Origin of the sequence: Mycobacterium sp. RTGN5, assembly GCF_033804465.1 — a bacterium.
In the GTDB taxonomy this organism is placed as follows: Bacteria; Actinomycetota; Actinomycetes; order Mycobacteriales; family Mycobacteriaceae; genus Mycobacterium.
The window spans coordinates 766,695-779,720 of sequence record NZ_JAPZLA010000001.1; the positions used below are offsets into that span (position 1 = coordinate 766,695).

Annotated in this window: 16 protein-coding genes; 5 read left to right on the forward strand and 11 right to left on the reverse strand. The window is 66.1% G+C overall.

Annotation, left to right across the window (positions count from 1 at the left end):
* The first annotated feature begins 4 nt into the window (after positions 1-4).
* The 3 genes from ipdF to fadA6 are packed head-to-tail and all read left to right on the forward strand — an operon-like array spanning position 5 to position 2,548.
* Positions 5-787, forward strand: coding sequence for a (5R,7aS)-5-hydroxy-7a-methyl-1-oxo-2,3,5,6,7,7a-hexahydro-1H-indene-carboxyl-CoA reductase (gene ipdF, locus SLQ31_RS03680; RefSeq protein ID WP_413641878.1), 783 nt, complete (start codon positions 5-7; stop codon positions 785-787).
* The gene (kstR2, locus tag SLQ31_RS03685) at positions 784-1,377 is read left to right on the forward strand and encodes a TetR family transcriptional regulator KstR2 (RefSeq protein ID WP_319429745.1); all 594 of its coding nucleotides are present in this window, start codon (positions 784-786) and stop codon (positions 1,375-1,377) included. The genes ipdF and kstR2 overlap by 4 nt, the downstream gene beginning before the upstream one ends.
* Positions 1,378-1,390: 13 nt before the next feature.
* Positions 1,391-2,548 (forward strand): steroid 3-ketoacyl-CoA thiolase FadA6, encoded by a 1,158-nt coding sequence (gene fadA6, locus SLQ31_RS03690; protein WP_319429747.1) that lies wholly within the window; start codon positions 1,391-1,393, stop codon positions 2,546-2,548.
* A 45-nt stretch (positions 2,549-2,593) separates the two neighbouring features.
* Here the strand turns inward: fadA6 and SLQ31_RS03695 are convergent, their stop codons facing one another.
* From SLQ31_RS03695 to echA20, 7 genes are read right to left on the reverse strand one after another with little or no spacing between them, the layout of a single operon-like run.
* Positions 2,594-3,706 (reverse strand): NDMA-dependent alcohol dehydrogenase, encoded by a 1,113-nt coding sequence (locus SLQ31_RS03695; protein ID WP_319429749.1) that lies wholly within the window; start codon positions 3,704-3,706, stop codon positions 2,594-2,596.
* A gap of 50 nt (positions 3,707-3,756) precedes the next feature.
* A complete protein-coding gene (locus SLQ31_RS03700) occupies positions 3,757-4,503 on the reverse strand; it encodes a hypothetical protein (RefSeq protein WP_319429751.1) in 747 nt (248 codons plus the stop codon).
* Complete coding sequence (locus SLQ31_RS03705; protein ID WP_319429753.1) at positions 4,500-5,132, reverse strand: SatD family protein; 633 nt, start codon at positions 5,130-5,132, stop codon at positions 4,500-4,502. The genes SLQ31_RS03700 and SLQ31_RS03705 overlap by 4 nt, the downstream gene beginning before the upstream one ends.
* A 43-nt stretch (positions 5,133-5,175) precedes the next feature.
* Positions 5,176-6,240 (reverse strand): (3aS,4S,5R,7aS)-5-hydroxy-7a-methyl-1-oxo-octahydro-1H-indene-4-carboxyl-CoA dehydrogenase, encoded by a 1,065-nt coding sequence (gene ipdC / locus SLQ31_RS03710; protein WP_319429755.1) that lies wholly within the window; start codon positions 6,238-6,240, stop codon positions 5,176-5,178.
* 4 nt (positions 6,241-6,244) lie between these two features.
* The gene (gene ipdB / locus SLQ31_RS03715) at positions 6,245-6,991 is read right to left on the reverse strand and encodes a cholesterol ring-cleaving hydrolase subunit IpdB (protein ID WP_319429757.1); all 747 of its coding nucleotides are present in this window, start codon (positions 6,989-6,991) and stop codon (positions 6,245-6,247) included.
* Complete coding sequence (gene ipdA, locus SLQ31_RS03720) at positions 6,988-7,866, reverse strand: cholesterol ring-cleaving hydrolase subunit IpdA (protein ID WP_319429759.1); 879 nt, start codon at positions 7,864-7,866, stop codon at positions 6,988-6,990. Before ipdA ends, ipdB begins: the two co-directional genes overlap by 4 nt.
* Positions 7,866-8,621 (reverse strand): (7aS)-7a-methyl-1,5-dioxo-2,3,5,6,7,7a-hexahydro-1H-indene-carboxyl-CoA hydrolase, encoded by a 756-nt coding sequence (gene echA20 / locus SLQ31_RS03725; RefSeq protein ID WP_319429761.1) that lies wholly within the window; start codon positions 8,619-8,621, stop codon positions 7,866-7,868. Before echA20 ends, ipdA begins: the two co-directional genes overlap by 1 nt.
* A gap of 33 nt (positions 8,622-8,654) precedes the next feature.
* Here echA20 and SLQ31_RS03730 point away from each other — a divergent pair, with 33 nt between their 5' ends.
* Positions 8,655-9,470, forward strand: coding sequence for an SDR family oxidoreductase (locus SLQ31_RS03730; protein WP_319432823.1), 816 nt, complete (start codon positions 8,655-8,657; stop codon positions 9,468-9,470).
* Between the two features lie 13 nt (positions 9,471-9,483).
* Positions 9,484-10,389, forward strand: a complete 906-nt coding sequence (locus tag SLQ31_RS03735; protein ID WP_319429763.1) for an SDR family oxidoreductase — start codon at positions 9,484-9,486, stop codon at positions 10,387-10,389.
* A 1-nt stretch (position 10,390) separates the two neighbouring features.
* Here SLQ31_RS03735 and SLQ31_RS03740 read toward each other — a convergent pair whose 3' ends face one another.
* From SLQ31_RS03740 to SLQ31_RS03755, 4 genes are all read right to left on the reverse strand, one after another.
* Positions 10,391-10,795: a nitroreductase family deazaflavin-dependent oxidoreductase gene (locus SLQ31_RS03740; protein ID WP_319432824.1), complete on the reverse strand. Its 405-nt coding sequence runs from the start codon at positions 10,793-10,795 to the stop codon at positions 10,391-10,393.
* Positions 10,796-10,865: 70 nt separating this feature from the next.
* Positions 10,866-11,324: a nitroreductase family deazaflavin-dependent oxidoreductase gene (locus SLQ31_RS03745; protein ID WP_319429765.1), complete on the reverse strand. Its 459-nt coding sequence runs from the start codon at positions 11,322-11,324 to the stop codon at positions 10,866-10,868.
* A gap of 20 nt (positions 11,325-11,344) precedes the next feature.
* Positions 11,345-11,716 carry a hypothetical protein gene (locus SLQ31_RS03750; RefSeq protein WP_319429767.1) on the reverse strand — a complete coding sequence of 124 codons (372 nt, stop codon included), beginning with the start codon at positions 11,714-11,716 and terminating at the stop codon, positions 11,345-11,347.
* Positions 11,716-12,879 carry a steroid 3-ketoacyl-CoA thiolase gene (locus tag SLQ31_RS03755; RefSeq protein WP_319429769.1) on the reverse strand — a complete coding sequence of 388 codons (1,164 nt, stop codon included), beginning with the start codon at positions 12,877-12,879 and terminating at the stop codon, positions 11,716-11,718. The genes SLQ31_RS03750 and SLQ31_RS03755 overlap by 1 nt, the downstream gene beginning before the upstream one ends.
* Positions 12,880-13,026 lie beyond the last annotated feature (147 nt).

The following is a 13,026-nucleotide window of genomic DNA, read 5'->3' on the forward strand; positions in this document are numbered from 1 at the left end:
ACCATTGACGGAGGCTCCCAAGGAGATTGAGGGCCACGGTCTGCTGACCGGCAAGGTCGTCGTGGTGACCGCGGCGGCGGGCACCGGCATCGGATCAGCGACCGCGCGGCGCGCGCTGCTCGAAGGTGCCGACGTCGTCGTCTCCGATCATCACGAACGCCGGCTCGGCGAAACCCGGGACCAGCTGGCCGAATTGGGCCTTGGCCGGGTCGAGAGCGTGGTCTGCGATGTCACGTCCACCGCACAGGTCGACGCACTGATCGCCTCCACCACCGCCCGGCTGGGTCGTCTTGATGTACTGGTCAACAATGCCGGGCTCGGTGGTGAAACCCCGGTCATCGACATGACCGACGAAGACTGGGACCGGGTGCTCAACGTGACCCTGACGTCGGTGATGCGGGCGACCCGCGCCGCACTGCGGTACTTCCGCGCTGCCGGCCACGGCGGCGTGATCGTCAACAACGCCAGCGTGCTGGGGTGGCGGGCACAGCATTCCCAGTCGCACTACGCCGCCGCCAAGGCCGGCGTGATGGCGCTGACCCGTTGCAGCGCAATCGAAGCCGTCGAACACGGGGTGCGCATCAATGCGGTTTCACCGAGCATCGCGCGGCACAAGTTCCTGGAGAAGGTCAGCTCGACCGACCTGCTCGACCGGCTCTCCGAAGGCGAGGCGTTCGGCCGTGCGGCCGAGCCGTGGGAAGTGGCTGCCACTATTGCGTTCCTGGCCAGCGACTACTCGAGCTACCTGACCGGCGAAGTCATTTCGGTGTCGAGCCAACGAGCATGACCGAGCCGCCGGTCAGTCGTCGCGACGAGCTTCTGGTGCTCGCCGCGACGATGTTCGCCGAACGCGGTCTGCGCGCCACCACGGTGCGCGACATCGCCGATTCGGCGGGCATTCTGTCCGGCAGCCTCTATCACCACTTCAAGAGCAAGGAGCAGATGGTCGAGGAGGTCCTGCGGGACTTCCTGGACTGGCTGTTCGAGCGCTACCAGGAGATCATCGCCACCGAGCCCAACCCGCTCGAGCGGCTCAAGGGCTTGTTCATGACGTCGTTCGAGGCGATCGAAGACCGGCATGCGCAGGTGGTGATCTACCAGGACGAGGCCAAACGGCTGTCATCGCTGCCGCAGTTCGACTTCGTCGACCAGCGCAACAAAGAGCAACGCAAGATGTGGCTTGACCTCCTCAACGAGGGTGTCAAGCAGGGCGACTTCCGCCCCGATATCGACGTCGACGTGGTGTATCGGTTCATCCGGGATACGACGTGGGTGTCTGTGCGTTGGTATCAACCAGGTGGACCGCTGACAGCCGACGAAGTCGGCCGCCAATACCTCGCCATCGTCCTGGGCGGCATAGCCGCGCCCAACAACTGACAAGGAGATCGACATGGCCCCCGCATCACAGGCATACGTCATCGACGCCGTACGCACCGCGGTCGGCAAGCGAAACGGATCGCTGGCCCCCGTCCACCCCATCGACCTCGGTGTGGTGGCCTACCGCGGCATCTTCGATCGGGTCGACGTCGACCCGGGCGCCGTCGACGACGTGGTGGCCGGCTGCCTCGACACCATCGGCCCGCAGGCCGGCAACATCGCCCGCAATACCTGGCTGGCCGCCGGCTACCCCGAAGAGGTCCCCGGCGTCACTGTCGACCGGCAGTGCGGGTCGAGCCAGCAGGCGATTTCCTTTGGCGCACAGGCTATTATGGCCGGTACCGCCGACCTGATCCTGGCCGCCGGCATGCAGAACATGAGCCGCATCCCGATCTCGTCGGCGATGACCGTCGCCGAGCAGTTCGGCTTCACCTCGCCGACCAACGAGTCGGAGAACTGGCAGCACCGATACGGCGATCAGGAGATCTCCCAGTTCCGCGGGGCGGAGATGATCGCCGAGAAGTGGGGCCTGTCTCGTGAGGAGATGGAGGAGTTCTCCCTGAACAGCCACAACAAGGCCTTCGCCGCCATCCGCAATGGCAACTTCGAGAACGAGATCGTCTCGGTCGGCGAGTTCCGCACCGACGAGGGGCCGCGCGAGTCCAGCCTGGAGAAGCTGGCCGGGCTCAAGACACTGCGCGAGGGCGGCCGGCTGACCGCGGCGATGGCCAGCCAGATCTCAGACGGTGCCAGCGCGGTGCTGCTGGCCAGTGAGCAAGCCGTCAAGGACCACAAGCTGACCCCTCGGGCCCGCATCCACCACATCAGCGCCCGCGGTGCCGATCCGGTGTTCATGCTCACCGGCCCGATCCCGGCGACCAAGTACGCACTGGACAAGGCCGGCCTGACGATCGAGGACATCGACGTCGTCGAGATCAACGAGGCGTTCGCGCCCGTGGTGATGGCCTGGCTCAAGGAGACCAAGGCCGACCCGGAGAAGGTCAACCCCAACGGTGGCGCGATCGCTCTCGGCCACCCGCTCGGGGCCACCGGCGCCAAGCTGTTCGCCACCATGCTCAACGAGCTCGAGCGTCGCGGCGGCCGCTACGGCCTGCAGACCATGTGTGAGGGTGGCGGTACCGCCAACGTCACCATCATCGAACGGCTCTAGTTCTTCCCGAGTTTGTGTCTGCTCGCGATTCTCGTCGGCCGCGCGTCAGAGGTCGTGGATGACCACGCCCCGGATGTTGCGGCCGGCGAGCATGTCGTCGTAGGCGTTGTTGATCTCGCCCAGCTTGTACTCGTGGGTGACGGTTTCGTCGAGCAGCAGCTTGCCCTCGCGGTAGAGGCTGAGCAGCATCGGGATGTCGGCGCGCGGGTTGGCCTGTCCGTAGAGGCTGCCGAGTAGCCGCTTCTGAAACAGCGTGAACATCGTCATGGGCAGTACTGGTGTCACGTCGGTCATCGCGGCCAGTGCGGTCAGCACCACGGCGCCGCCCTTGCCGACGATTTCCAGCGCGTCGTTGATCATGTGGCCCTCGACGAGCCCGACGGTCAGCAGCGCGGAATCGGCCATCACGCCCTTGGTCAGCTCTCGAACGAGCTCGGTGCCTTCTGCGATGGACGTCGCAAAGTGGGTGGCGCCGAACAGGAATGCCTTGTCCCGCTTGCTTTCCACGATGTCGATCACGATGATCTTCTCCGCGCCGGCCAGCCGGGCACCCTGGATGGCACCGCTGCCGATCCCGCCGCAGCCGATCACCACCACGGTGTCGCCCGGCCGAACGTCGGCGGTGTTGACCGCCGAGCCCCAGCCGGTGGTGACACCGCAGCCGAGCAGGCAGGCCCGGCTCAGCGGAATGTCGTCGTCGATCTTGACCAGCGAGGCCTCGGGCACCGTGCCATAGGGTGCGAAGGTGCCCAATCCTATTGCGGCAAAGATGTCTTGGCCGCGGGCGTGCCGGCGGAAGGTGCCGTCGGGCTGCAGGCCCATCAGGATCTCGGCACCCATGTCGCACAGGTTCGACTTGCCCCTGGCACACCACCGGCAGCGTCCGCAGGCGGGCAGGAACGCCGCAACGATGTGATCGCCGACCTTGAGGTCGCGAACACCCGGGCCGACCTCCTGCACGATGCCCGCGCCTTCGTGGCCGCCGATCAGCGGGATCGGCGCGACCAGGTCACCGTCGCGGATGTGATGATCAGAGTGGCACAGCCCGGTGGCCTCGAACGAGACGAGAACCTCGCCGTCCTGCGGCGGATCAAGCTCGACTTCCTCGACGCTCCAGTCTTGCCCGTACTCCCACAGGATGGCGGCATTCATCTTCATGATGCACAAGGTATGACGCCGACGCCGTCTGCGGACGACGATTCGCGAAGCTAGCCTGCCAGCGTGAGCGCCAGACCGCCGAGCGCGACGATCCAGCTCGCGAAGCTGCCCACCAAGAAGTACTCGGTGACGTCGTCGATGCCGATACCGCCGTTCTCCCGGGCCTTTTGGGCGTTGATCTCCGGGAACCGGATGATACTTTTGGCCGCCACCACCGCGGTCGCGGCGGCCAGCTGCCCGGCCAGACCCAGTCCTAAGATCAGCAGCCGCTCCATCGGTCCGAGCAGACGCCCGCCCTTGAGTTGATCGGAGGGCTGCGGCTCGCCGGCCGGTTTGACCGAGCCCACCGACCCGAGCAGCAGTCGGACCAGCTGGTTGCCCGTCGCCAGCTGCAACAGAATGACCCCGGCCACCAACACGATTCGCGTCGGATCGGCCGACGCCAGCCCGGTCACCGGCGCCCAGCCCACCCAAGCCTTGACCAGTCCGGCCACCGGTGAACCCACTCCAGACAGCACAAACAGCACCGCCAGGATCGCGCCGAACAACACCAAGGGTGCCGCCTGCCTGCGGCCCCCGACCCGCTCGGCGTGGTGGCACGACAGCTCCCATGCCACGGCGCCTACCGCGGCAATGCCGATCAGCAGTAGATCGCCGAGGTGCCAGAGCCCGCATAGCGCGGCGGCCGCGACCGCGACCACCGGGCCGGTGACCGCGGCCGGCCAGAGCCGGGCGGTCAAGCGCCGCACGATGTCGGCGCAGCCGATGGCGATCAGCAGCACGGCAACGCCACTCATCGGAGGGCCCTTAGTTGTTCCGACGCCAGCACCAGCAGATCCAGCCCGTCGCGCCCGGTCCGCTGGGACACCGCGGAGGCGCTGATCCCTTCCATTGCCGCCAATTCCTTCTTCGCCTTGTGCTCGAGTAGCCCCCGCAACAGTCGCAGGGACCGGGCATCTACCGATCCAAGCAGGTGGTCCCGACACAACAGCGCGGCGTTGATGGCGTCGGGATCCGGTCCGGTGTCGCCGTGGCGGCGATATGCGGTGCGCACGGTCGCCAACGCCGGCTGCTGCTGGGCGGCCGCGGTCCATTCGATCGCTTCTCGCGCCGACCACCAGCCGGGGCCGTCCTGAATGCCGGTGCCGGCGTTGAGCACGGTCACCTCGCCCCAGCCGATGCCGAACCGCACATCGATGTCGGGTGCCACCGCCAGCCGCACCGCCAGGGCGGCGTCGATCGCGTCGCCGACCGTCGGATAACTGCCCTGGAACTCGTCACCGACGGTGAATGCCAGGGGAGTGCCGGCCAGCGCCTGGGTGATGCGGCGGTGCAGTTGGCCGCGGTCGGACGCGTGCCGCGAGTCCACGACATCGCCGATCAGGGCGGCACGCTCCGATGAAGCGTTACGCTTCACTCCAGTCATATGAAGAGTATAGCTTCATTTCACAAAAGTGAAGTAAATAGCTTTACTCGATGAACGCGGCGGCTGCCTGCAGGTGTTTGACGGCATCGGCGACGATGGTGTCGATCAACTCGGCGCAGGACGGCAGATTCTCGATGATCCCGGCGACCTGTCCCGAGGCCAGCACGCCCGCTTCGGTATTGCCTTCGACCAGGCCCGCCTTCAACAGCATCGGGGTGTTCGCGGCCATCAGCACCTGCGACCAGGTGAGGTCCTTGCCGCGGCGCATCGCCAGACCGTCGCGGATCAGTCCCGCCCAGGTCATCTGCGACATCTTCTTGAACTTGCCCGCGTTGCGCACTGCCGCGGTGAAACCACGTATCGGTGAGCCACTTTCGAGCTTCTCGACGAGTTCGGTGCGCAGGACGCGGTGCGGCATGCCGTCCACCCGGGTGGAAACGACGGTGCCGTCGAGTGCGGCCTTGAGGTAACGCTGCTTGACCTCCTCGGGCACCGTGGAATCCGAGGTCAACAGGAACCGGGTCCCCATCGCCACGCCGGCGGCGCCATAGGACAGCGCTGCGGCCAGGCCGCGCCCGTCGAAGAAGCCGCCCGCCGCGATCACCGGGATGTCCACCGCGTCGAGGACCGAGGGCAGCAACAGGGTGGTGGCCACGGGGCCGGTATGGCCACCGCCTTCGCCGCCTTGCACGATGACGGCGTCGGCACCCCAGCTCGCCACCTTGCGAGCGTGTTTGGCCGCACCCACCGATGGAATCACCACCGAGCCGGCTTCTTTGAGCCGCGCGATCAGCTCCTGCTTGGGAGCCAGCGCGAAGGATGCGACCTTGACGCCCTCGCGGATCATCAGGTCGACGCGATCTCCGGCGTCGGCGCCGTCGGCACGGATATTGACCCCGAATGGACGATCGGTGGAAGCCTTCACCTTGCGGATGGCTGTCGCCAGTTCGTCGATCGTCATCGTCGCCGAGGCCAGGATGCCCAGGCCGCCGGCGTTGGACGTCGCCGACACCAGTCGGGCGCCCGCGACCCAGCCCATCCCCGTCTGCACGACGGGATGTTCGATGCCGATCAGTTCGGTCAGCGGCGTCTTCAAAGAAGCGGACATCTTCCTACTTCACCTCTCGGTCCCTTAGGCCCTTAGGGTCGATGACCTCTTGGATCAGCTTCTGCTCTTCGCCGGATGGCAGGCGGGACGTCTCGGCCTCACCGAGGCCGTGCACCTCGAAGGACGTGTTCTCGACGACCTCTTCGGGATCCACGCCGGGGTGCAGCGACACCGCCCGCATCTGGTGGTCGGGCCCGTTGAAGTCGAATACACCGAGGTTGCTCACCACGCGGAAGACGTTGACGAAACGGTACGCCGGGTTGTCCGAATCGACCTTGTCCCAGCCGATTCCGGAGACGATGTCGACGGAATCACCGAACACCCGCTTGGAGTGGCTGCCGACCCAGTAGCTGGTGGCGTGGTTGATGGTGTTGCCCGGTGCGCCGCGCACACCGAACATCTGCCGCTTCGGATGCTGCAGCGGACCGAATGCCGACAGGTTCTGGTTGCCGTACCGGTCGATCTGGTTGGCGCCCATCACCACATGGCGTCGGCCCCAGGACAGCGTCTCGAAGACACGGCCGAACGGCATCCATCCTTCGATGGCTCCGGTGGCGCCCATCGCCGGGGTATCGGCGAAGATGCGAGCCTCGCCGTCGGTCAGCAGGATGTCGGGGGAGAACGTCAGGCGGGCGAGCCGGGCGCCGATCGACACCATGTTGGCCATCGGGCTGACCATGATCTCGCCGGCGTCGCGGAACAGCTCGGCGCAGGCGACGGCGCACACCTCGGCGCGGGTTGCGGAGATCATGCCTGTTCCTCCTTGAACTTACGGACGGCTGCTTGGTAATCGGCCTCGCTGCCCGACAGATAGGTCGAGACGAACGCGGCCCAGGTCTCGTCGGATGCCGCGGCCTCCGCATAGTGGCGCTGGAACTTCTCGTCGCGGCGGTAGTCGGGCTCGTTGGTGGTGAAGTGCGCGCCGTTGGGCGCCTCGACCACGCTGTCGACCATCATCCGGTTGATCAACAATGCCTGCGTTGGAACGGATTTCACCAGCTCTTCGGTGGACACCACCTTCTCCACCGACATCAGACGCTTCTGCGCCGACATCAGGAACAGGTCATCGAAGTACGGGTCGATGCCGGTGTAGGCCGCATTGCCCTGTGCATCACCGAGATTCAGGTGCACCAGGGCGACGTCGAGGTTCAGTGCGGGCATCGCGACGAGTTCTTCGTAACCCGAACCCGTGGGGTAGGGGGACTTGACGGTCTTGAGCTCGTCACCCCAGAACGCCCGAACATCACTGCCAAGGCCCGCGCGGATCGGCAGGAACGGCAGCCGCTGTGCGGCGGCCTGCAACCCGCACCGCAGCATGCCCTCGTCCATCTCGCGGGCTTCGATCGCACCCGTCGTGCGGACTTTCGCGAACCACGGATCGTAGAACGGCGGCGAGTCCAAGGACACGAAGCCGTAGCAGACGCGCTTGACCTTGCCCGCCGAGCAGAGCAGACCGAGGTCGGGGCCGCCGTAGGTGACGACGGTGAGATCGGTGACGTCAGTGCGCAGCAGCGCCCGGATGAAGGCCATCGGCTTGCGCCGGGAACCCCAGCCGCCGATGCCGATCGTCATCCCGCTTTCGACGACCGAGACGGCCTCGTCGAGAGTTGTTCTCTTGTCTGCCATTATTTGGCCCCCTTGTCCGTGCCAGCGAATGCATCGCGATGCTCATCGGACACACCGGACAGGTTCAGCTCGAACGTAAAGCCCTGTTCCATGCGGTATCTCGCGTTCGGCGGCTGGACGTCGATCAAGTTGAGCGCCTCCTTGGCGGCCCGGATCACCCGGGTGTCCTTGGAAGCGATGTCGCGTGCGACGCGCAGCGCGGCCTCGTCGAGATCGGCGCGCGGAACCACCTCGTGCACCGACCCGAAGTGGTGCAGGGTTTCGGCGCTCACGGTCGCGGCGGTGAAGAACAGCCGGCGCATCATGTGCTGGGGCACCAGGCGGGACAGGTGGGTGGCCGCGCCGAGGGCGCCGCGCTCCACCTCTGGCAGGCCGAACTTCGCGTCGTCGGAGGCGACGATCACGTCGGCGTTGCCGACCAGGCCGATGCCGCCACCGACGCAGAATCCGTTGACGGCCGCGACCACCGGCACCTCGCACTCGTACACCGCGCGGAACGCGTGGAAGCACCCGCGGTTGGCGTCGATCAGTGCGGTGAAGCCCTCGGTGTTCTGCATCTCCTTGATGTCGACGCCGGCGTTGAATCCGCGGCCTTCGGCACGAAGAATCACCACGTGGGTGCTCATGTCGCGGCCCGCTGCGGTGATGGCGTCGCCGAGCTCGAACCAGCCGCGGGAGGGGATCGCATTGACGGGCGGATAGTTCACCGTGACGGCGACAATGCCCGGTTCGACGGTACTGGTGGTGATGGTCATCGGAATACCTGAACCACTTCCTAGACGGGGTGGATACCTAAGCAAGCACTTGCTTGGTACGCTAGCACAGTGACCGACGCGGCTGACACTGGCATCAATCTGCAATTGAGTGGTCGAGTTGTCCTCGTGACCGGCGGTGTGCGTGGTGTCGGCGCCGGCATCAGCGCAGTCTTCGCGGCTCAGGGCGCCACCGTCATCACCTGCGCCCGACGGCCCGTCGAGGGATCCCCGTACGAGTTCCGTGCCTGCGACATCCGCGACGACGACGCCGTCAAGGCGCTCATCGACGGGATCGTCGCCGACCACGGTCGCCTCGACGTCGTCGTCAACAACGCGGGCGGCTCACCCTACGTTCTCGCCGCGGACGCGTCGGCGAAGTTCAGCACCAAGATCGTGGAGCTCAACCTGCTTGGCGCGCTGTCGGTTTCGCAACATGCCAACGTCGTGATGCAGGCGCAGGACTCCGGTGGGTCGATCATCAACATCACCAGCGTGAGCGGCAGGCGACCGACCCCGGGCACCGCCGCGTATGGTGCGGCCAAAGCAGGCATGGAGAGCATCACGACCACGCTCGCCGTGGAATGGGCCCCGAAGGTCCGGGTCAACTCCGTCGTCGTCGGCATGGTCGAGACCGAGCAGTCCGAACTCTTCTACGGTGACGCCGATTCGATCGCGGCGATCTCCAAGAACGTGCCGCTGGGCAGGCTGGCCAAACCCGAGGACATCGGTTGGGCCACCGCGTTTCTCGCCTCTTCAGCGGCGTCCTATATCAGTGGTGCGTCGCTCGAGGTGCATGGCGGCGGAGAACCGCCGCACTACTTGTCGACCACCACTGCCGACATCAAATAAGGAGACAACACACATGGGACTTCTCGGCGGCCGCGTGGTCATCGTGACAGGTGCGGGTGGCGGCATCGGACGGGAGCACGCGCTCGCGTTCGCCGCCGAGGGCGCACGCGTGGTGGTCAACGACATCGGCGTCGGGCTGGACGGTTCGCCAGCCGGTGGCGGTAGCGCCGCACAAGGTGTGGTGGACGAAATCACCGCGGCCGGTGGGGAAGCCGTCGCCAACGGCTCCAATGTCGCCGACTGGGCGCAGGCCGAGGCGCTGATCCAGACCGCCGTCGACAATTTCGGTGGACTCGACGTTCTGGTGAACAACGCCGGCATCGTCCGGGACCGGATGTTCGTCAACGCCACCGAAGACGAGTTCGACGCCGTCACCGCCGTGCACCTCAAGGGCCACTTCGCCACGATGAAGCACGCGGGAGCGTACTGGCGTGCGCAGTCCAAGGCGGGCAAGGCCGTTGACGCCCGCATCATCAACACCAGCTCGGGTGCCGGCCTGCAGGGCAGCATCGGGCAGGCGACCTACAGTGCCGCCAAGGCGGGGATCGCCGCCCTGACGTTGGTCGCCGCCGCTGAGATGGGCCGCTTCGGCGTCACCGTCAATGCCATTGCGCCGTCGGCTCGCACGCGGATGACCGAGACCGTGTTCGCCGACATGATGGCCACGCAGGACAGCGATTTCGACGCCATGGCACCGGAGAACGTCTCGCCGCTGGTGGTCTGGCTCGGCAGTGTCGAGTCCAAGGATGTCACCGGTCAGGTGTTCGAGGTCGAGGGCGGCATCATCCGGGTCGCCGAGGGCTGGAACCGCGGCGGGACGATTGACAAGGGTGCGCGCTGGGATCCCGCCGAGCTCGGCCCGGTGGTCAGTGATCTGATCGCCAAGTCGCGTACGCCGATGCCGGTGTTCGGCGCCTGACTCACACCGGTTCGCACACCACCAGCGGGATGCGTCGATCTGCGGCGTCTTGATAACCCTTGTACGGCGGGTAGATTCGCGTGAGTTGACGCCAATAGAGCCGACGCTCGTCGTCGGTGGCGTCCCGCGCGATCATCTCCCGCACGTGAGCGCGAACCTGGACCCGCACCTTCGGGTCCGACTTGAGATTGAGATACCACGCGGGATTGCTGCTGCGACCGCCATAGGACGCCGGCATCACGACGCGCTCGCCGTCCTGCAGATAGAGCGTCGCGGTGGTGCGTGCCTGGCCCGACTTGCGCCCGGTCGTCGTCAGCAACGCGGCGGGGAACCACAGAAGCTTGCCGCCCCATTTCCCGTTGGTACGCCGATACACCGCGATATGTGCGCGGGCGAAGTACTTCATGGCCTTCTTCAGGAGGCCCGAGTTGCGAATGGGATGGGACGGGTGGCTCACGTCCCTAAGATGCCCTGCTTTACGGATCGCAAATCACGATGGGGATGACTCGATCGGTCCACGCCTGGTAGTCGTCGAAGCTGGAGTACATCTCGACCAGCTTGGGCCAGTATTCGGCGCGCTCCTGCTCGGTCGCGTCCCGGGCGGTCAGGTACAGCACCTCGTCCTTGATTTGGACGGTGATCTTCGGGTCGGCCTTGAGGTTGAGGTACCACATCGGGTGCTTGGCTGCGCCGCCTTGCGAGGCCACCAGCACCACCCGGTCGCCCTCGCGCAGGAACAGCAGCGGGCTCACCCGGGGCTCACCGGTCTTACGGCCAGTGGTGGTCAGCAGGGCGACCGGTGTGCCCTGGAGGAAACTGCCCGCGACCTTGCCGCCGCTGCGCTTGTACAAGAAGGTCTGCGCCCGCGACATCCACTTGATGATGAATTTGGTGGTCGGCGAGTTCAGCGACTTGGGGGCAGGCTTGGCGGACATTTCGGCACTCCTCGTGCGCGCTAGCGCGTGATGAACGGGCGGATACTCGCCCGGATGTGGTGAATCAGGCCATCGGAGACCGGAATCAGGAACGTCTCGTCGATATGGGCGCCGACTTTTCGCCCCGCCAGCGACGGCTTGGTGACCAGATCAAACTCGGCCCGCACCTCGTCGCCGGCGACACTGAACTTCGGCTCGGTGACCGAGGCGATGACCTTGTACTGCAGTCCGCCATTGAGGCTGCGGCGCAAGTGATCTCCGGAGAAACCGGTCTTGAGCCCGACCTCGACGCGGGTGCAATTCGGGGCGAACGGCACCTCATCGGCCCGGTGGCTGGCCAGCGCGTCGATATACGCCCGCGCCGCCGCGATTTGTTCCGCTTCCGAGGCCACTAGATCCGCTCGATGATGGTGCCGGTCGACAGCGCGCCACCGGCACACATGGTGATCAGCGCGGTGCTCTGGTCGGTGCGCTCCAGCTCGTGCAGCGCGGTGGTGATCAACCGGCTGCCGGTGCTGCCGACGGGGTGACCCAGCGCGATGGCGCCGCCGTTGACGTTGACCTTGTCCATGTCGGCGCCGTGCACCTGGGCCCAGCTCAGCACCACCGACGCGAACGCCTCGTTGATCTCGACCAGGTCGATATCGCCGAGCTTCATGCCAGCCTTTTCCAGGACCTTGGCAGTGGACTGCACGGGGCCGTCGAGGTGGTAGTAGGTCTCGGAACCGACGAGAGCCTGGCTGATGATGCGCGCCCGCGGCTTGAGGCCCAGCGCCTTGGCCTTGTCCTCGTCCATCCACAGCACCGCGGCGGCGCCGTCGGAGATCTGCGACGAGGTACCCGCGGTGTGCATGGCGCCCTCCATCACCGGCTTGAGCCCGGCCAGGCCCTCCAGCGTGGTGTCGCGCAGGCCCTGGTCACGGCTGACCATGTGCCGTTCCGCCGTGGGCTGCTTGTTCTCATCGAGCACCGGCGCCTCGATCGGGGAGATCTCCCGGTCGAAACGGTGCTCGTCCCAGGCCCGCTTGGCGCGTTGCTGCGAAAGAAATCCGAAGTGGTCGAGGTCGTCGCGGGTGATGCCGCGGCGCTGGGCGATCCGCTCGGCGGCGGTGAACTGATCGGGCATGTCGATGTCCCACGACGCGGCGCGGATCAGCCCGCGGTCCGGCCCGGCGTTGGCGCCCAGGCCGACCCGGCTCATCGCCTCGATACCGCAGGCGATGCCGACGTCGATGGCGCCGGCGGCAATCAGGCCGGCGATCAGGTGATTGGCCTGCTGCGCGCTGCCGCACTGGCAGTCGACAGTGGTCGCACCGATCTGCTCGGGCAAGCCCGCGGTCAGCCACGCCACCCGGGTGATGTTGTTGGACTGCTCGCCGTACTGGGTGACGCAACCACCGATGGCCTGCTCGACCTCGTTGGCGTCGATGCCGGCCCTGTCGATCACGGCCTTTTGAACGGCGCCCAACAATTCGGTCGCATGCAGACCGGACAGCCAACCACCCCGCTTACCGATCGGGCTGCGGGTGGCTTCAACGATGACAGGATTACCCATTAGGTCAGGCTAGAACACGTTCCATTACTCTGACAAGCGACGATGGTAGTGCTGGCCTGGCCGTCCCTTTGATCTGCGAAGGAGCCGTGTTTCAATGGTCACAATGCCGGTCAGAAACTGAACTAGACCACGTTGTAACTGGCGCCG

Bases quoted from the DNA above. Each gene is read 5' to 3' on its own strand.
- kstR2 (WP_319429745.1), top strand. From the start codon at position 784: ATGACCGAGCCGCCGGTCAGTCGTCGCGACGAGCTTCTGGTGCTCGCC.
- fadA6 (WP_319429747.1), top strand. From the start codon at position 1,391: ATGGCCCCCGCATCACAGGCATACGTCATCGACGCCGTACGCACCGCG.
- SLQ31_RS03695 (WP_319429749.1), bottom strand. From the start codon at position 3,706: ATGAAGATGAATGCCGCCATCCTGTGGGAGTACGGGCAAGACTGGAGC.
- SLQ31_RS03700 (WP_319429751.1), bottom strand. From the start codon at position 4,503: ATGAGTGGCGTTGCCGTGCTGCTGATCGCCATCGGCTGCGCCGACATC.
- SLQ31_RS03705 (WP_319429753.1), bottom strand. From the start codon at position 5,132: ATGACTGGAGTGAAGCGTAACGCTTCATCGGAGCGTGCCGCCCTGATC.
- ipdC (WP_319429755.1), bottom strand. From the start codon at position 6,240: ATGTCCGCTTCTTTGAAGACGCCGCTGACCGAACTGATCGGCATCGAA.
- ipdB (WP_319429757.1), bottom strand. From the start codon at position 6,991: ATGATCTCCGCAACCCGCGCCGAGGTGTGCGCCGTCGCCTGCGCCGAG.
- ipdA (WP_319429759.1), bottom strand. From the start codon at position 7,866: ATGGCAGACAAGAGAACAACTCTCGACGAGGCCGTCTCGGTCGTCGAA.
- echA20 (WP_319429761.1), bottom strand. From the start codon at position 8,621: ATGACCATCACCACCAGTACCGTCGAACCGGGCATTGTCGCCGTCACG.
- SLQ31_RS03735 (WP_319429763.1), top strand. From the start codon at position 9,484: ATGGGACTTCTCGGCGGCCGCGTGGTCATCGTGACAGGTGCGGGTGGC.
- SLQ31_RS03740 (WP_319432824.1), bottom strand. From the start codon at position 10,795: ATGAAGTACTTCGCCCGCGCACATATCGCGGTGTATCGGCGTACCAAC.
- SLQ31_RS03745 (WP_319429765.1), bottom strand. From the start codon at position 11,324: ATGTCCGCCAAGCCTGCCCCCAAGTCGCTGAACTCGCCGACCACCAAA.
- SLQ31_RS03755 (WP_319429769.1), bottom strand. From the start codon at position 12,879: ATGGGTAATCCTGTCATCGTTGAAGCCACCCGCAGCCCGATCGGTAAG.